This window comes from Paraburkholderia sp. Ac-20336 (genome assembly GCF_017105025.1).
Lineage (GTDB): Bacteria > Pseudomonadota > Gammaproteobacteria > Burkholderiales > Burkholderiaceae > Paraburkholderia.
The window spans coordinates 1-15,988 of sequence record NZ_JAAGPS010000062.1; the positions used below are offsets into that span (position 1 = coordinate 1).

The following is a 15,988-nucleotide window of genomic DNA, read 5'->3' on the forward strand; positions in this document are numbered from 1 at the left end:
TCAGCGAATTCCATATGGGCCAGCAGGTCGACCGGCCTGCATCAACGGGCCGGACATAAGCGTGCTGCCTTTACCTGTAGACCAGAAATGCAAACCAGCTTGCAATCCGGGAGGCGTCCACATAAGGGTTCTTAGTGCAGCGCGAAGCGAATACCTTCCGTCTCGCGCTGCTGGATTACTGCGGTCATTCGCTCACGTCGCGCGGTAACGTGCCTTGGCTGAAGATTTCGGAGTTCGTCCAAGGTGCGAACGAAGACGTTATGACGTTGATTCTCGAAACCACGTCGAAGCCGCAAGGGTCGCAATCGACGCCATATCTGGAACAGAAGAAGCGCGAACTGGCCGAACGCAAGGCAAAGGACGGCGGCGAAGAAACGATGAACTTCTTTTCAGCGTTCGCGAAGGCGATAGGCCATACGACAACGCCGGAACCGGAAGAAGAAAGCACGGGTTTCAATTTCATTGCCGCCGCCTTCAATGCGGGACTGCCTGACGGTCATCCGCTCAAGCGCAAGCGGTAAGCGTCACGAACCCGCCTTGAGCGGTTTTTTTCTTGTCCGCCGTTTCAGGATCAACCCGCCAACGTTGGCAAGTGAAAGAACGGTCAAGACGAATGCCAGAATATCGGTTAATGCTTTCATGGGGAGATTTCCTCTAACCGGGCGTGATTACCCATCACCATGAAATTAGCGATTACTCGCCAGCCTCCGGCCCTGCCGTGAAAATCTTTTCACGGCGCGCGGAAGCGTTGACCGGCATTGCACCGTCCAACAATTTTATAGACCTTTTCGGAACGTTGGCATATGGGCTTCGCGCCCTGCCGTTCCAAGCTGAGCGGAGCTTTCCGCGATTAGCGAAACACTTTTCTAGACTATTTTTCGGTTTCGCTGGTTCCAAACCCGGCTTCGCTTCAATCTGGGTTACGTCTTCGCGACTATCGCACGGCACCGAAGTATGACGGCGCTGTAGCTGCGGACGAATACGCGGAACGCATTCTGAAGCGAATCGAACAATTGGGCGGATTACTCGCCAAGTGGTAAATGAACGGGGTAACGATGAAAAGACTTTGCGCGCTCGCGATGCTGGTGTTGCCGATGCTTGCCCAGGCGCGCGGATGGCACTACTACGGACACCACCGTAGCGGGTGGCCCCTCTTCTGGTTCATTTGCTTGATTATCGCGTGGACAATCGCGAAGGAACTGTTCAAAGAGTGGCGGATTTCCGCTCGGAAGTTCTTCGAGCGTCAGCGACGCGAACCCGGCTGGATCGTTGACTTCCTTCGAGCCTGTCGAAAGCTCTTCACGCATCTGTAAATGACGAAGCCCGCACAATGCGGGCTTTTGCATAACGCGGCTCTATTTCGAGCGATACCACCGCCATAGCTTCATGATCGCCATATAGAGCAATGCGGCAACGAACAGATTGACTATTAAGAGAAGTGGTACGAATAGGTCGTCGGGGTCGCTAATTCCAAGCTGATTTGCCGCGTTCAACCATGCAACCCTATCGCTTTCAGTCGGTGGGGGCGGGTGAACGTAGGCCAATGAGATGCGGAACAGCACGCAGAATAGAGCAACCTTGAAAAGCCTACGGGCAAGTGTTGCCATAGGTCACTACCTCAATTGTTCCATATGCATGAAGCCCTGAATTACGGACGGGGATAGTTTCGGTACGTAGCAAGGCACTCCGAATAATCGAAAAATCGACATGGCTTGGCATAGTAATGCATCCGAGCGAAACACCTAACCCACCTGCCGGATGCAATCGGAAATTCCCCCTCTCTACACCATTTACCCACGTCACGTCATCAATCGCACCATCATCGCGATAGAGCCCGAACCATTCGCGATGGTCTACAGGTGTCCATATCGAGGATACAGCGACATCTTTTAATGTAGTCCACGCCTGCGATCTGAATCCGCCCTTGGGACGATCTACGATCCAATACTTGCCGGCCGGAATCGGTCCGTTCTTTGGAACATCCGTACAGCCGCCGCGATTCATGTATTGCTTGTTTCCAGAATATGCTCTAAAGGTGCCGATCCCAATAATATCGAGCTTACACATTTCCTGGTTATCTACTACAAACTTGCCAGTAAGAGCCATTATTCAACTATTCCCGTTGGTGAAACGCCCACGGTAGTGGCAAGGACGGGCAGCGGGCAATCAGACGATTCTTAATCCGTGCTATCGATCTGTGTGGGGTTAGAGGCTTTTCTGTGGCCCGCTACTTTTCAGAATTGTCCGATTGCCTTGTAGAAGCAGCAGGATACCAGGCCAGCATGGAAAAGTACGGAAAACAGAAAAACGCAATAGGAGCGATTCTATTTCACTTTTCGCCACTTTCTTAGACTTTTCAAGGTCTTAGAAATGAAAAAACGCGCTGTAGCTTCCTACAACGCGTTCTTTTTTCGGCTCATTTGCCCTCGGTGGGCATGAAACGACCGAACATTGGGATCCCGAAAATTGGTCACGTAATGGCTGACATAAAACCGCCATATTGTACCGTTGTGTCACCAATGCCGCACTTTATGACGGCGCCGTTACAACAACGGCGCCGGGTGCGCGTCACTCGCCGCCGTAGAAATTCTGCGCACCGGCAAAGTTGTCGAATTTCGTGTATTGGCCGTGGAACGTGAGCCGAACGGGACCGATCGGACCGTTACGCTGCTTGCCGATGATGATCTCCGCGGTGCCCTTGTCGGGGCTGTCGGGGTTGTACACCTCGTCGCGGTAAATGAACAGGATCACGTCCGCGTCCTGTTCGATAGCGCCCGATTCACGCAGGTCCGACATGATCGGCCGCTTGTTCGGGCGCTGTTCGAGACCGCGGTTCAGCTGCGACAAGGCGATCACGGGTACGTCGAGTTCTTTCGCGAGGCTCTTCAGCGAACGCGAGATTTCCGAGATTTCGGTCGCCCGGTTTTCGCCGGACGACGAGCCGCTCATCAACTGCAAATAGTCGATGATGATGAGGCCGAGCTTGCCGCACTGGCGCGAAAGCCGGCGCGCGCGCGAGCGCAGCTCCATCGGGTTCAGGCCGCCGGTTTCGTCGATGAAAATCTGCGCCTCGCTCATTTTCTGCACCGCGTGCGTGAGCTTCGGCCAATCCTCGTCGGTCAGACGCCCAGTTCGCATGCGGTGCTGGTCGAGCCGGCCGACCGAGCCGAGCATACGCATCGTGAGCTGCGTGCCCGGCATTTCCATCGAGAACACCGCAACCGGCAGCCCGTACTCCACGGCGACGTATTCGCCGATGTTCATCGAAAACGCCGTCTTACCCATCGACGGACGACCCGCGACGATGATCAATTCGCCGCCGTGCATGCCCGAAGTCATGCGGTCCAGATCGACGAAGCCGGTTGGCGTACCGGTCACGTCGCTCGGATTGGCGGTGTGATAGAGCGTGTCGATCCGCTCGACCACTTCAGTCAGCAACGGCCCGATTTCGAGGAAGCCCTGCGTGCCGCGCGCGCCGTCTTCGGCGATCGAAAACACCTTCGATTCGGCTTCGTCCAGCAGTTGCCGGACTTCCTTGCCTTGCGGGTTGAACGCGTCGGCGGAGATTTCGTCAGCGACCGACACGAGCCGGCGCAGCACCGCGCGATCGCGCACGATTTCCGCATAGCGGCGAATATTGGCCGCGCTCGGTGTGTTCTGCGCGAGCGCGTTCAGATAGGCGAGACCGCCGACCTCCTCCGCCTTGCCCGAGGTGCCGAGCGCTTCGTACACGGTAATCACGTCGGCCGGACGCGTGGCCGCGATCAGCTTGCCGATATGTTCGAAGATGATGCGGTGGTCGTAGCGGTAGAAGTCGCTTTGCGCGAGGAAGTCGGCGATGCGGTCCCACGCCGCGTTATCGAGCAGCAGCCCGCCCAGCACCGATTGCTCGGCCTCGATCGAATGCGGCGGGACTTTCAGCGACTCGAGTTGGGGATCTTTCGACGGTGCGTTCATGGGGTGGAATTATCGGGCAATCCGCCGGTTGCGGCGAGCGGAAAAACAGACGGAACGGAAAGAGTCGGTATAAAAACCGGCATAAAAAAAGCAGGGGCCGGTCACCCGGCCCCTGCTTTTCGCCAGCAACGTCCTGGCTGATCCTACATGATGCTTAGACGTGCTCGCCGATCACGGCCACCGTCACATCGACGAGAACGTCGGTGTGCAGCGAAACCTGGACAGCGTGCTCGCCAACCATCTTCAGCGGGCCTTCCGGCAGACGCACTTGCGCCTTTTCCACTGCGAAGCCTTGCTTGGCCAGTGCTTCGGCCACGTCGGCGTTGGTCACCGAACCGAACAGACGGCCGTCGACACCAGCCTTCTGATTGATCTGAACCGTCGAGCCAGCCAGCTTCTCGCCTTGAGCCTGAGCGGCAGCCAGCTTTTCAGCGGCGATCTTTTCGAGTTCCGCGCGACGCACTTCGAATTCGGCCAGCGCTTCCTTCGTTGCACGACGGGCTTTCTTGTTCGGGATCAGGAAGTTACGTGCGTAACCGTCCTTAACCTTCACGATGTCGCCGAGGTTGCCCAGATTGACGACTTTTTCCAGAAGAATGATTTGCATTCGGATGCTCCTTATCGCGTCGTCGGGTTAGGCCTTGTGCTGGTCGGTGTACGGCATCAGCGCGAGGAAACGCGCGCGCTTGATAGCCGTGTCCAGCTGGCGTTGATAGTGAGCCTTGGTACCCGTGAGACGCGCCGGCGTGATCTTGCCGTTTTCGCCGATGAAGTCCTTCAGCGTTTCGATGTCTTTGTAGTCGATGTTTTCGACGCCAGCAGCCGTGAAACGGCAGAACTTCTTGCGCTTGAAGAGCGGGTTCTGTTGCTGACGACGCTTGTCGAATTTCTTACCAGTCGGGCGGGGCATGATTAGTCCTTTCCAATGTCCTGCAATGCTGTGATATGAAATACCAGAGTTCTTGCGTTGCGGTGCTTCTTGGCCAGAAAGCCGGTGAAGAGCGTTTCCACGCCCATCTGGCAGCTTTCGAGCTGACCGCTCGCTTCGCCCGCGGCCACCGCCTGCATGGTCAGTTCGACCTGGCGGGCAATGCCCGCTTCGACGACTTCCGTGCGGTGATGCAACGTGCAGCTGGCAATCGGAACGCCGGCGGGGGTATACCGCACCGGTTCGCGTTCGACGACGCTCGCCGTGAGTTGCAGCCGGTTCATGTACCTGGGTATGCCTTCGTGTACGTGAGCGACAGCGACGCTGGGGTCTGGTAGCTTAAATAGTGTGTCTTAAGCCTGCGCTTCGGTCGGCTGAGCGGCTGCCGACTTCTTGGCTTCTTCGCGCTGCACTTCCTTCATCATCGGCGACGGGCTGGTTTCAGCCTTCTTCATCTTGACGATAAGGTGACGCAGAACGGCGTCGTTGAACTTGAACGCATGTTCCAGCTCGTCGAGCGTGGTCTGGTCGCATTCGATGTTCATGCAGACGTAGTGAGCCTTCGCGAGTTTCTCGATCATGTAGGCCAGTTGACGACGGCCCCAGTCTTCGACGCGGTGGACCTGACCACCGTGCGACGTGATCGTGCCCTTGTAACGCTCGATCATGGCGGGCACCTGCTCGCTTTGATCGGGATGCACGATAAAGACGATTTCGTAATGACGCATTACACACTCCTTGTGCTGACTTTTGGATTGAAGCCGCCCGGGCGTCGGAACCGGTGCGGCAAGTGAGAAGCCAAAGAGTATAACCAGAATGGGGCCGGGTTGCAAGATATTCCGCCGATTCGGCAAGCGAATCGGGAGTGTTTTCAAGAGCTTAGGAGGGTTGACCGAGAGGCGTGGGTGAAAAACATCGTGGCGGAGTGGCTCGGTGCGATGCCAGGCGCCACTGCGCAGACGGCGGGGCCGGCGGCCTGCGCGGTGAGAACCGAACGCTTGCCTCCTCGGCAAAATTCGCCCGGGCGCGCCCTCTTTTGCCGGCTTCTGCGTCTCCCCGCCGTGGCCCCCTAACCGGCCTCCGTGCTCTCGCTGCCGCTCTGCAAGCGCGCCTTCAGCGCGGCTTCGAGGCCGCTCAGCGCGTCGGGCGCGGCATCGGAGATCGCCCACCAGGTCATGCCTTGCGCGTCCCAGTGCGCGATCGAATAGCCGTCGTGGCCGAGCACCGCAGCCATCGCGCCGTCGGCCCCGCGCGCGGCGCCTTGCGGGAACACATACACGTCGATCACGTGCTTGCGATAGCGGTACACGAGCACCGCGACCCGCTGATGCGCGATGTAATCGAGGCGGCCGCCTTCGAGCGCAAAACCGCTCGCGGCGAGATCCTCGACCGGCGGCGAATAATCGAGCCGACCGTTGAACCACGGCTTGACCGTATGCCGGTCCGTCGAAATCACGTCGATGTCGCGGCCCGATACCTGTGCCCGGACATGGCTTTCCACGAGTTCGTCGATGAACGGCGAGAATTGGGCGTCGGCGGGACGGTGCAGATTCAGCGTGAGGATCGCCGCGGCCGCACACAACGCAATGGCGAGCGCGACGAGCCCGCCGCGCACGGCCACGCGGTTCACGCCGCCTGCAGTGGCGGGACGACCGAAGCCGCCCCAGCCGTCTGCGCTACCCGAACCGCCTGGGCCACTCCAACCTCCGGTATGGCCTCGACCACCTGAGCCGGCGGAACCGAGCAACCCATCGAGCCACGCGGACCACCACGCCACGCCCCGCCGACGTCGAGGTTCCTTCGCCGCATTGGGCGCATTGGGCGCATTAGCCGCCCCGTCAGCCGGCATGCCTTCACCCATCTGCGCCCCAGCCTCAACCCGATCCGCCACCCCGCGCCCCTCATCGAGCGCAGCCGGCAAGCCGGCGACAATCCGCGCCCGCAGCGACGATGGCGCCCGATGATACGGCGCCGCGCGCAACGCTCCCCGCAACGCGCGCAGGTTTTCACTCGCGCGCCGGCAATCGTCGCAGCTCTCGATATGCTGCTGGACCCGGCGCGCATCGGGCGCCGGCAATTCGTGATCGGCATTCGCATCGAGGAGCGGCCGTGCTTCGTTACAGTTCATCCGGCGTCTCCTGAGCTGGGTCCGCGGCCGTGCCGGGAATCTCGAGGGGCCGGCCGTCCACGAACGCCCGGAGCTGTGCAACCGTCGCGCGCGGCGTGAACGATGTGGCGCGCTCCTCGCCGTCTCGTCCCGTGCGCGTGGACTGCGCATGCGGATCGTCTGGTATTGCGAACGGCGGCGCTCCCGCATCGGCAGTCAAACCGGCGGCGTTGCCCGGCTCGCCCCCCGGCTCGCCCCCCATGAGTTCAGAACACCGCGCGGGCTCGCGCGTGTCCGGCGCACTCCGCGTATCCCTGCGCACCGCGCCCCGCTCCCCCCTCAACATCTCGGCTAGCTTGCGCCGGCCGCGTGCGAGCCGCGACATCACCGTGCCGATCGGCACGTCGGCAACGAGCGCGATCTCGCGATACCCCATCTCCTCGAGTTCGCGCAGAATCAGCACCTCGCGATACTCGACCGGCAGACGCGCGAGCGCGTCATGCACCTGCCTCGTATCCTCGTCGCGGATCAGCAGGGTTTGCGGATCGTCGCCGCCCGCGCTCCAGCCGTCGAAAGTCGCGTCGTCCATTGTTTCGTCGAATTCGAGCATCTCGTGCGACGGCGCACGCCGCCGCCATTCCGTGTACCAGGTGCGGCGCACGATCGCGAGCAGCCACGGCCGTGCGGAATCGCCGCGAAACGTATCGAAAAAACGGAACGCGCGCATGAACGCTTCCTGCACGACGTCCTCGGCATCGTGGGCGTTGCCGCACAGCCAGCGCGCGAGGTTGTACGCGGCGTCGAGATGCGGTAGCGCCAACTGCTCGAAGCGACGGCTTCGCACGGTATGGGCATCGGTGTCGGCGCCGACATCGGCATCGGCTGCGCCGCGCGCGCGGGCGGAGTCTGGATCGGTCTGGACCACGTGGGCCCTCCAAGGGCATTGCGGCTGCGTAGGTCGTGCGATTGGGGTGCGACAGGGGCGCGCCGGGGTCGCGAACGGGCCTCGGCTGGAGCGCGCTCCGGTGCGACTGGCGCGCTTATCGCTGCGCGCCGAACCGCACGGCTCGCGCGGCGTCATACGGCAAAGCCGTACGACCAGGCCACGCGACCAAACCACGCCCCGCCGCTCCCGCAACAGCCAAAACCGCATGCGCTTCGCCGTGCCTCACGACGCCCCTTTCATCGCATAACCCGCCGCACGCCGAGTTTATTCCCGCCCCATGGCACAAATTCGCAAAAAGACCGGCGCGGCGCGCTGGCAGGCTAGTAAGACGGCCGGTTCCAATAGTCGTCGCTCGCGTACACGTCCTTCAGGTAGTCGATGAAATAGCGCACGCGTGCCGGCACGTAGCGCTGCTGCGGATAGACCGCGAGGATGTCGTAATCGGGCAGCGCGTACTCGTCGAGCACGGTTTCGAGTTCGCCGCGCGCGAGCTGCTGCTGGATTTCCCAGGTGGAGCGCCAGCCGAGCCCGAGCCCTTCCGAGACCCAGCGGTGCAGCAGTTCGCCGTCGTTGCAATCGAGCGTGCCGCCGACGCGCACCGTCGCGAGCTTGCCGTTGCGGCGGAAATACCAGCCGCGGTTCTGCCCGCCTTGCAGATTGAACGCGAGGCAGTTGTGGGCCGGCAGGTCTTCGAGCGTCTTCGGCTTGCCGTGACGGCGGAAATACTCGGGCGTGCCGCACACCACACGCCGGTTCGAGGCGAGCTTCACCGCGACGAAATTCGGATCGACCGTGCCGCCGATGCGGATCGACAGGTCGTAGCCCTCGCGCACCAGATCGACGACCCGGTCGGTCAGGTTGAACGACATCTGCAACTCGGGCTTGCCGGCGAGAAACGCCGGCGCGAGCGGCGCGACGTGCTTGCGGCCGAACGCGGCCGGCGCCGACACGATCAGATGGCCGTTCACCGCGCGGCGCCCCGCGCTCAGTTCGTTTTCGGCCTGATCCCATTCGCTGAGGAGGCCCCGGCAGCGTTCGAGAAACGCGGCGCCGTCCTCGCTGACCACGAGCCGCCGCGTCGTGCGGTACATCAGCTTCACGCCGAGGCGCTTTTCGAGCGCGTCGATGCGGCGACCGAGAATCACCGGCGACACGCCCTCTTCGAGCGCCGCCGCCGCGAGACTGCCCGCATCGGCGACGCGCACGAAGGTTTCGATCTGTTTGAAGCGGTCCATGCCTGTCTCCTACCCGTCTCCTACCCGTTTTCCACCTGTCTGCCGCCCGGTTGCTGCCGGCTGTCGCCGGCCCTCCGTCGGACTTCACGCCATTCAATACTTTTTGTTTCGGAATAAGCGACCCGAACTGATCTTATCAAACCTTTAGGTCAGGCCTAAAGTGCATCTCAACAGATTTTGGTTTGCCCATTTCCAGACATTGAGGAGACATTCATGGCCAAAATGAGAGCCGTCGACGCCGCCGTGCTGGTGCTCGAAAAAGAAGGTATCGATACCGCGTTCGGCGTGCCGGGCGCCGCGATCAACCCGTTCTACTCGGCGATGCGCAAAGCCGGCGGCATCAGCCACGTGCTTGCGCGCCACGTCGAGGGCGCCTCGCACATGGCCGAAGGCTACACGCGCGCCCGGCCGGGCAACATCGGCGTGTGCATCGGCACCTCGGGGCCTGCTGGCACCGACATGATCACCGGTTTGTACTCCGCCCAGGCCGACTCGATTCCTATTCTGGCTATCACAGGCCAGGCGCCGCGCGCGCGTCTCTACAAGGAAGACTTCCAGGCGGTCGATATCGAATCGATTGCCAAGCCCGTCACCAAGTGGGCCGTGACCGTGCGCGAGCCGGCGCTGGTGCCGCGCGTGTTCCAGCAGGCGTTCCATCTGATGCGCTCGGGCCGTCCGGGCCCGGTGCTGGTCGATCTGCCGATCGACGTGCAGCTCGCCGAAATCGAATTCGACATCGACACGTACGAACCGCTGCCTGTCTACAAGCCGAAGGCGACGAGAAAACAGATCGAAGCCGCGCTCGCGCTGCTCAACGAGGCCGACAAACCGCTGATCGTCTCGGGCGGCGGCGTGCTGAACGCCGTGGCCGAAGACCTGCTCGTGAAGTTCGCCGAAACGGTCGGCGTGCCGGTGATCCCGACGCTGATGTCGTGGGGCGCGATTCCCGACGACCATCCGTTGATGGCCGGCATGGTCGGTCTGCAGACCTCGCACCGCTACGGCAACGCGACGATGCTCGCCTCCGACTTCGTGCTCGGCATCGGCAACCGCTGGGCCAACCGCCACACCGGCAGCGTCGACGTCTATACGAAGGGCCGCAAGTTCGTGCACGTCGATATCGAACCGACGCAGATCGGCCGCGTGTTCGGCCCCGATCTCGGCATCGTCTCGGACGCGAAGGCCGCGCTCGAACTATTCGTCGACGTGGCGGGCGAGTGGAAGGCCGCGGGCAAGCTCAAGGACCGCAGCGCATGGGTTGCCGATTGCCAGGAGCGCAAGCGCACGATGCTGCGCAAGACGCACTTCGACAACGTGCCGATGAAGCCGCAGCGCGTCTACGAAGAGATGAACCAGGTGTTCGGCCGCGATACCTGCTACGTGAGCACGATCGGTTTGTCGCAGATCGCCGCGGCGCAATTCCTGCACGTCTACAAGGCGCGCAACTGGATCAACTGCGGCCAGGCCGGCCCGCTCGGCTGGACGATTCCGGCGGCGCTCGGCGTGCGCGCGGCCGATCCGCAACGGCCGATCGTCGCACTCTCGGGCGACTACGACTTCCAGTTCATGATCGAGGAACTCGCGGCCGGCGCGCAATTCAAGCTGCCGTACGTGCATGTGGTCGTGAACAACTCGTATCTCGGGTTGATCCGCCAGGCGCAGCGCGCGTTCGAGATGGACTACTGCGTGCAGCTCGGCTTCGAGAACATCAATTCGCCGGAGACGAACGGCTATGGCGTCGATCACGTGGCGGTGGCCGAAGGTCTCGGCTGCAAGGCGATTCGCGTGTTCAAGCCCGAAGAGCTGAAACCGGCGCTGGAGAAGGCGCAGTCGATGCTCGGCGAGTTCAACGTGCCAGTGATCGTCGAAGTGATTCTCGAACGCGTGACCAATATCTCGATGGGCACCGAGATCGACGCGATCAACGAGTTCGAGGAACTGGCCGAAAGGCACGAGGACGCACCGACCGCGATCAGCCTGCTGGACTGAGACCGGGCCTGAGTTTGAGCCGGCCGCGCTCGCGGCGGCCGCCGTCACCGCCGTAGCTGTAGCGCACGCGATGCATGCCGCGCGCGAGGGCCGGGGTCGTTCGCATGAAACGCCCCGCCCTCGCCGCGCGAGAACCGCGCGCGCGATTCCCCTGACCGCCCTGACCGACCAGAGAGACACACGCACCATGCCGAAATTTGCAGCGAATCTGACGATGCTGTTCAACGAAGTGCCGTTCCTCGACCGTTTCGCGGCCGCGGCCAACGCCGGCTTTCATGCCGTCGAATTCCTGTTTCCGTATCCGTATTCGATCGCCGATTTGAGCGACCGTCTGCAGCAGAACCGCCTGAAGCTCGTGCTGCACAACCTGCCCGCGGGCAACTGGGACGCCGGCGAACGCGGCATCGCGTGCCTGCCCGATCGGGTCGGCGAGTTTCGGGAAGGCGTCAACCGCGCGATCGAGTACGCCAGCGCATTGAAGGTGCCGCAACTGAACTGCCTCGTCGGCATTCCGGGCACGGGCATCGATGCCGACACCGCGCGCGCGACGATCGTCGGGAACCTGCGCTTTGCCGCGGCCGAACTGAAGAAAGCCGGCATCCGCCTGCTCGTCGAGCCGTGCAACTCGTACGACATTCCGGGCTTCGCGCTGAACCGTTCGCGCGACGGGCTCGACGTGATTCGCGAGGTCGGCTCGGACAATCTGTTCCTGCAATACGACATCTATCACATGCAACGGATGGAAGGCGAACTCGCCGCGACGATCGAAAAGAACCTCGCGCAGATCGCGCACATCCAGCTTGCCGACAACCCCGGGCGGCACGAACCGGGCAGCGGCGAAATCAACTACCCGTATCTGTTCGCGCGGCTCGACTCGCTCGGCTACGACGGTTATGTCGGCTGCGAATACAAGCCGCGTGCGACGACCGAGGCCGGCCTCGGCTGGCTGCACAGCGTGGCCGGTCAATCGCGCGGCGCGGCGCACGCGGCGGCCTGAGCCTGCTTCGGTTTCCTCATGGTCCCCTGAAGCGGCCTGACGCACGCCTCCCTATCACCCTGGAGATTCAGACACATGGCAAAGATCGGTTTCATCGGCCTCGGCATTATGGGCGCGCACATGGCGCGCAACCTCATCAAGGGCGGCCACTCGCTGTTCGTGAACGGCGCGTATCCGGTGCCGGACGACATCGCGAAAACGGCCAGCGTGGCCGCCAGTTCGACCGCCGTCGCGCAGGCCGCCGACATCGTCATCATCATGGTGCCGGACACGCCCGACGTCGCCAACGTGCTGTTCGCCGACGACGGCGTCGCCGCCGGCCTCACGCGAGGCAAGCTCGTGATCGACATGAGCTCGATCTCGCCGCTCGACACGCAGGTATTCGCGAAGAAGATCAACGCGCTCGGTGCCGACTATCTCGACGCGCCGGTATCCGGCGGCGAAATCGGCGCGCGCGACGCGACGCTGACGATCATGGTCGGCGGTCCCGAGCAAGCCTTTGCGCTGGCGAAACCGCTGTTCGAGCTGATGGGCAGGAACATCTCGCTGATCGGCGAGAACGGCGCGGGCCAGACCTGCAAGGTCGCGAACCAGATCATCGTCGCGCTGAACATCGAGGCGGTGGCCGAAGCGCTGCTGTTCGCGTCGCGCTCGGGCGCCGATCCGGAACGCGTGCGCCGCGCGCTGATGGGCGGCTTCGCGTCGTCGCGGATTCTCGAAGTGCACGGCGAGCGCATGACGAAGCGCACCTTCAACCCGGGCTTTCGCATCGAGCTGCATCAGAAGGACCTGAACCTCGCGCTCGACGGCGCGCGCAAGCTCGGTATCGCGCTGCCGCATACCGCGAGCGCGCAGCAACTGTTCAGCGTGTGCGCGGCGAACGGCGGCAAGGCGTGGGATCACTCGGCGATGGTGCGCGCCCTCGAAATCATGGCGAACCATGAGGTCGCGCAGGCGCCGGGCGGTGAGGAAGCGAAGGCGGCCTGAGGTTCCGGTTTTCGCGGTTGAGCTTGCCGGCGGTTGTTGCTGGCTATTTATTGCCGGCTATTCGTGGCTATTGCCGGTTGCCGACGACGGTTGCCAATGACGGTTACCAATCGCGGCCGACTTCGGCCCGCCGCCATGGCCCGCAGCCCGGCATCGGCGGGCGGCGTCACGGCAAGCACAGGTGGGGCGCCTGTTGGTCGCGCGGCAGCTTCGGCTGTCCGCGCGGCGCAACGGGCAAATCGTGCCGCTCTGGGCTGAGAGCGGCAAGTGGGGTCCGCAGCGGCACCCGGCGAAGGCGGGGAAGCCTTGGTCGGTCAGACGTCGTCGTCGGGTGTCCGGCTGTCGGATCGGTTGTCGTGGCGATTCTTTGAGCGGGTTTCCCGCGCTCTGCCAAACGCCGCGTTGACGACAGGAATCACGATCCTGGACTCTACTTCGGGTCGAGCGACCATCCGCTGGAACCGTCGTCACATCGCTGCAGGCGGCGCGCGTTGCCGATCCGACGCCTGATCGGCGCTCATACTGGCTCGCATCGGCTCACACCGCCGGGCCGTCAATCAATACGTATCGAACACCTTCTGCAGCGCGGCCGGCGCCGTATGGCCCGCGCCCAGCGCCAGCATCAGCAGCACCCGCGCCTTGTACGGATTCAGCGAACCTGCGCTGACGAAACCGAGCGCGTCGTCGGCGGCCGCGCCGTTGCGCATCACGTGGCCCGAGCCGACGCGCGACGCGCGCACCACCGCGACGCCGCGCGTCACCGCCTCGGCCAGCGCCTGCTGCAGCGTCTGATGGATCGAGCCATTGCCCGTGCCCGCCACGACGATGCCGCGCACACCGGCCGCGACGAGCGCATCGACGGCAAGCCGCGAGACGCCCGCATAGCTCGCGACGATCTCCACATGCGGCCACTGCGCGCCGCTCGCGAATTCGCTCGCGAGCGTATGCGCGCGCACCACGCCGCGCTGAAATTCGACGCGGCCGTCCTGCACCCAGCCCAGCGCGCCGATCTCCGGCGACTGGAACGCGTCGACCGCATAGGTGCTCGTCTTGACGACGTCGCGCGCACTATGAATGCGGTTGTTGAACACCACCAGCACGCCCTGCCCGCGCGCCGACGCATGCCCGGCCACCGTCACGGCATTCAGCAGATTCAGCGGACCATCGGCCGACAACGCCGAGGCCGGCCGCATCGCCGCGGTCAGCACGACGGGCTTGTCCGACTTGACGGTCAGATGCAGCAGGTAGGCGGTTTCTTCGAGCGTATCGGTGCCGTGCGTGACCACGACGCCGTCGACGTCCTCGCTCGCGAGCAGCGTGTCGATGCGTTGCGCCAGCGTGCTCCATAGCGGTAGCGCCATGTCCTTGCTGTCGACGCTGGCGATCTGCTCGGGTGCGATCCGCGCGACCGCGGACAACGCCGGCACTGCCGCGAGCAACTGCTCGACGCCGACGACGCCCGCCTGATAGCCCGAGGTATTGGCCGCATCCGCGGCCGCGCCGGCGATCGTGCCGCCGGTCGCGAGCACGGCGATGCGCGGCAGCGACGGCGCCGCGCCGTGGCCGGGAGAAACCGGCGAAGAGGAAGTGGAAGTATTCATGGCGGCGATTGTAAGCGATGCGCCCGCCGCCGCCATGTATGGAAAACCGGGAGCCCGCAAGGCTTGAGCAGCGCGTGCGGGTGTCGTGAGGGCATTAGGCGATGGGCATCATGAAGGCATCACGCGGGCGCCGCGAAGACGCACCCCAGTCTCAAGGACCCGGCGCCTTCATCGCCCGCTCACACCGCCTCGCGCAACTGCGCCGCGATATCGGCCTCGCTCAACTGCGGCGCGAACATTTCGATCAGCCGGTACGCGTAGGCGCGCAAAAACGCGCCCTTGCGCAAGCCGACGCGCGTCGTGCTGGCCTCGAACAGATGCTGCGTGTCGAGCGCGACGAGTTCGGTGTCGCGTTTCGGATCGTAGGCCATCGCCGCGACCACGCCGATGCCCATGCCGAGTTCGACGTAGGTCTTGATCACGTCGGCGTCGATCGCGGTCAGCACGACGTCGGGCAACGCACCTGCTTTCGCGAACGCCTGGTCGATATGCGAGCGGCCCGTGAAGTCCTGGTCGTAGGTGACGATCGGGAATTCGGCGATCTCGTCGAGCGTCAGATTTTCGCGGCCCACGAGCGGATGCCCCTTCGGCACGACCACCACGTGATGCCACGAATAGCACGGGAACGTGACGATGTCGGGGAAGCGGTCGAGCGCTTCGGTCGAGATGCCGATGTCGGCCTCGCCGTTGATGATCATCTGCGCGATCTGCTGCGGGCTGCCCTGGCGCAGCGCCAGATGCACCTTCGGGAACACCGAGGTGAACTGCCGGACCACCTTCGGCAGCGCGTAGCGCGCCTGCGTGTGGGTGGTCGCCACGACCAGATGGCCGCTGTCCTGATCCGCGTACTGACGCGCCACGCGGCGCAGATTCTCCGCGTCGAGCAGCATCCGCTCGATCAGTTGATGCACGGCCTTGCCCGGCTCGGTCAAACCCGTCAGCCGCTTGCCGCGGCGGATGAAGATGTCGACGCCGAGTTCGTCCTCGAGGTCCTTGATCTGTTTCGACACGCCCGACTGCGACGTGTACAGCACGTTCGCAACCTCGGTCAGGTTCATGTTCTGCCGCACGGCCTCGCGCACGAAGCGCAATTGCTGGAAATTCATCGATGTGTCTCCGGTTCAGCCAGAGTTGAGTTATGTTGAGTTATTGAAGCCGATTTGCAGTCACCGCTTTGAAGCCACTCACCCGGCGCAACCGCCGGGTCCGGCCGATACGTTGCTCTCCTGTCATGCGCGCCG

General features: G+C 63.1%; 17 protein-coding genes. 4 read left to right on the forward strand and 13 right to left on the reverse strand.

Annotation, left to right across the window (positions count from 1 at the left end; translation table 11 throughout):
- The first annotated feature begins 260 nt into the window (after positions 1–260).
- Positions 261–521 (forward strand): hypothetical protein, encoded by a 261-nt coding sequence (locus GXB81_RS18275; RefSeq protein WP_205989972.1) that lies wholly within the window; start codon positions 261–263, stop codon positions 519–521.
- A 501-nt stretch (positions 522–1,022) separates the two neighbouring features.
- Here GXB81_RS18275 and GXB81_RS18280 read toward each other — a convergent pair.
- The 10 genes from GXB81_RS18280 to GXB81_RS18325 form a co-directional block, all read right to left on the reverse strand.
- Positions 1,023–1,346 carry a hypothetical protein gene (locus GXB81_RS18280; protein ID WP_205989973.1) on the reverse strand — a complete coding sequence of 108 codons (324 nt, stop codon included), beginning with the start codon at positions 1,344–1,346 and terminating at the stop codon, positions 1,023–1,025.
- Positions 1,347–1,587: 241 nt separating this feature from the next.
- Positions 1,588–2,106 (reverse strand): DUF2778 domain-containing protein, encoded by a 519-nt coding sequence (locus GXB81_RS18285; RefSeq protein ID WP_205989974.1) that lies wholly within the window; start codon positions 2,104–2,106, stop codon positions 1,588–1,590.
- A 462-nt stretch (positions 2,107–2,568) separates the two neighbouring features.
- Positions 2,569–3,957: a replicative DNA helicase gene (locus GXB81_RS18290; RefSeq protein ID WP_167038539.1), complete on the reverse strand. Its 1,389-nt coding sequence runs from the start codon at positions 3,955–3,957 to the stop codon at positions 2,569–2,571.
- A 154-nt stretch (positions 3,958–4,111) separates the two neighbouring features.
- Positions 4,112–4,564, reverse strand: coding sequence for a 50S ribosomal protein L9 (rplI, locus tag GXB81_RS18295; RefSeq protein WP_167038541.1), 453 nt, complete (start codon positions 4,562–4,564; stop codon positions 4,112–4,114).
- Between the two features lie 27 nt (positions 4,565–4,591).
- Complete coding sequence (rpsR, locus tag GXB81_RS18300; RefSeq protein ID WP_167038543.1) at positions 4,592–4,867, reverse strand: 30S ribosomal protein S18; 276 nt, start codon at positions 4,865–4,867, stop codon at positions 4,592–4,594.
- Between the two features lie 2 nt (positions 4,868–4,869).
- Positions 4,870–5,169: a primosomal replication protein N gene (priB, locus tag GXB81_RS18305; protein WP_167038545.1), complete on the reverse strand. Its 300-nt coding sequence runs from the start codon at positions 5,167–5,169 to the stop codon at positions 4,870–4,872.
- Between the two features lie 69 nt (positions 5,170–5,238).
- On the reverse strand, positions 5,239–5,613 hold the full coding sequence (rpsF, locus tag GXB81_RS18310; RefSeq protein WP_167038547.1) for a 30S ribosomal protein S6: 375 nt from the start codon (positions 5,611–5,613) through the stop codon (positions 5,239–5,241).
- Between the two features lie 341 nt (positions 5,614–5,954).
- A complete protein-coding gene (locus GXB81_RS18315; RefSeq protein WP_205989975.1) occupies positions 5,955–7,013 on the reverse strand; it encodes a zf-HC2 domain-containing protein in 1,059 nt (352 codons plus the stop codon).
- Positions 7,003–7,917: an RNA polymerase sigma factor gene (locus GXB81_RS18320; protein WP_205989976.1), complete on the reverse strand. Its 915-nt coding sequence runs from the start codon at positions 7,915–7,917 to the stop codon at positions 7,003–7,005. The genes GXB81_RS18315 and GXB81_RS18320 overlap by 11 nt, the downstream gene beginning before the upstream one ends.
- A 341-nt stretch (positions 7,918–8,258) precedes the next feature.
- Complete coding sequence (locus GXB81_RS18325) at positions 8,259–9,173, reverse strand: substrate binding domain-containing protein (RefSeq protein ID WP_167285183.1); 915 nt, start codon at positions 9,171–9,173, stop codon at positions 8,259–8,261.
- A gap of 213 nt (positions 9,174–9,386) precedes the next feature.
- Between GXB81_RS18325 and gcl the strand changes: the two genes are divergently transcribed.
- Positions 9,387–11,162, forward strand: coding sequence for a glyoxylate carboligase (gene gcl / locus GXB81_RS18330; protein WP_167038555.1), 1,776 nt, complete (start codon positions 9,387–9,389; stop codon positions 11,160–11,162).
- On the opposite strand, the gene GXB81_RS31780 is transcribed toward gcl, so the two are convergent.
- Entirely contained in the window at positions 11,146–11,268 is a 123-nt protein-coding gene (locus GXB81_RS31780) for a hypothetical protein (RefSeq protein ID WP_275691487.1), read from the reverse strand. The two genes, gcl and GXB81_RS31780, sit on opposite strands and share 17 nt — an antisense overlap.
- 81 nt (positions 11,269–11,349) lie before the next feature.
- On the opposite strand from GXB81_RS31780, the gene hyi reads away from it, so the two are divergent.
- Positions 11,350–12,159 (forward strand): hydroxypyruvate isomerase, encoded by an 810-nt coding sequence (gene hyi, locus GXB81_RS18335; RefSeq protein ID WP_167038557.1) that lies wholly within the window; start codon positions 11,350–11,352, stop codon positions 12,157–12,159.
- Positions 12,160–12,234: 75 nt separating this feature from the next.
- Positions 12,235–13,146 carry a 2-hydroxy-3-oxopropionate reductase gene (locus GXB81_RS18340; protein WP_205989977.1) on the forward strand — a complete coding sequence of 304 codons (912 nt, stop codon included), beginning with the start codon at positions 12,235–12,237 and terminating at the stop codon, positions 13,144–13,146.
- 557 nt (positions 13,147–13,703) lie between these two features.
- Here the strand turns inward: GXB81_RS18340 and GXB81_RS18345 are convergent.
- Positions 13,704–14,747 (reverse strand): asparaginase, encoded by a 1,044-nt coding sequence (locus tag GXB81_RS18345; protein WP_167285179.1) that lies wholly within the window; start codon positions 14,745–14,747, stop codon positions 13,704–13,706.
- 179 nt (positions 14,748–14,926) lie between these two features.
- Positions 14,927–15,853: a CysB family HTH-type transcriptional regulator gene (locus tag GXB81_RS18350; protein ID WP_167038562.1), complete on the reverse strand. Its 927-nt coding sequence runs from the start codon at positions 15,851–15,853 to the stop codon at positions 14,927–14,929.
- Positions 15,854–15,988: the final 135 nt, after the last annotated feature.

Bases quoted from the DNA above. Each gene is read 5' to 3' on its own strand.
- GXB81_RS18275 (WP_205989972.1), top strand. From the start codon at position 261: ATGACGTTGATTCTCGAAACCACGTCGAAGCCGCAAGGGTCGCAATCG.
- GXB81_RS18280 (WP_205989973.1), bottom strand. From the start codon at position 1,346: ATGCAAAAGCCCGCATTGTGCGGGCTTCGTCATTTACAGATGCGTGAA.
- GXB81_RS18285 (WP_205989974.1), bottom strand. From the start codon at position 2,106: ATGGCTCTTACTGGCAAGTTTGTAGTAGATAACCAGGAAATGTGTAAG.
- GXB81_RS18290 (WP_167038539.1), bottom strand. From the start codon at position 3,957: ATGAACGCACCGTCGAAAGATCCCCAACTCGAGTCGCTGAAAGTCCCG.
- rplI (WP_167038541.1), bottom strand. From the start codon at position 4,564: ATGCAAATCATTCTTCTGGAAAAAGTCGTCAATCTGGGCAACCTCGGC.
- rpsR (WP_167038543.1), bottom strand. From the start codon at position 4,867: ATGCCCCGCCCGACTGGTAAGAAATTCGACAAGCGTCGTCAGCAACAG.
- priB (WP_167038545.1), bottom strand. From the start codon at position 5,169: ATGAACCGGCTGCAACTCACGGCGAGCGTCGTCGAACGCGAACCGGTG.
- rpsF (WP_167038547.1), bottom strand. From the start codon at position 5,613: ATGCGTCATTACGAAATCGTCTTTATCGTGCATCCCGATCAAAGCGAG.
- GXB81_RS18315 (WP_205989975.1), bottom strand. From the start codon at position 7,013: ATGAACTGTAACGAAGCACGGCCGCTCCTCGATGCGAATGCCGATCAC.
- GXB81_RS18325 (WP_167285183.1), bottom strand. From the start codon at position 9,173: ATGGACCGCTTCAAACAGATCGAAACCTTCGTGCGCGTCGCCGATGCG.
- gcl (WP_167038555.1), top strand. From the start codon at position 9,387: ATGGCCAAAATGAGAGCCGTCGACGCCGCCGTGCTGGTGCTCGAAAAA.
- GXB81_RS31780 (WP_275691487.1), bottom strand. From the start codon at position 11,268: ATGCGAACGACCCCGGCCCTCGCGCGCGGCATGCATCGCGTGCGCTAC.
- hyi (WP_167038557.1), top strand. From the start codon at position 11,350: ATGCCGAAATTTGCAGCGAATCTGACGATGCTGTTCAACGAAGTGCCG.
- GXB81_RS18340 (WP_205989977.1), top strand. From the start codon at position 12,235: ATGGCAAAGATCGGTTTCATCGGCCTCGGCATTATGGGCGCGCACATG.
- GXB81_RS18345 (WP_167285179.1), bottom strand. From the start codon at position 14,747: ATGAATACTTCCACTTCCTCTTCGCCGGTTTCTCCCGGCCACGGCGCG.
- GXB81_RS18350 (WP_167038562.1), bottom strand. From the start codon at position 15,853: ATGAATTTCCAGCAATTGCGCTTCGTGCGCGAGGCCGTGCGGCAGAAC.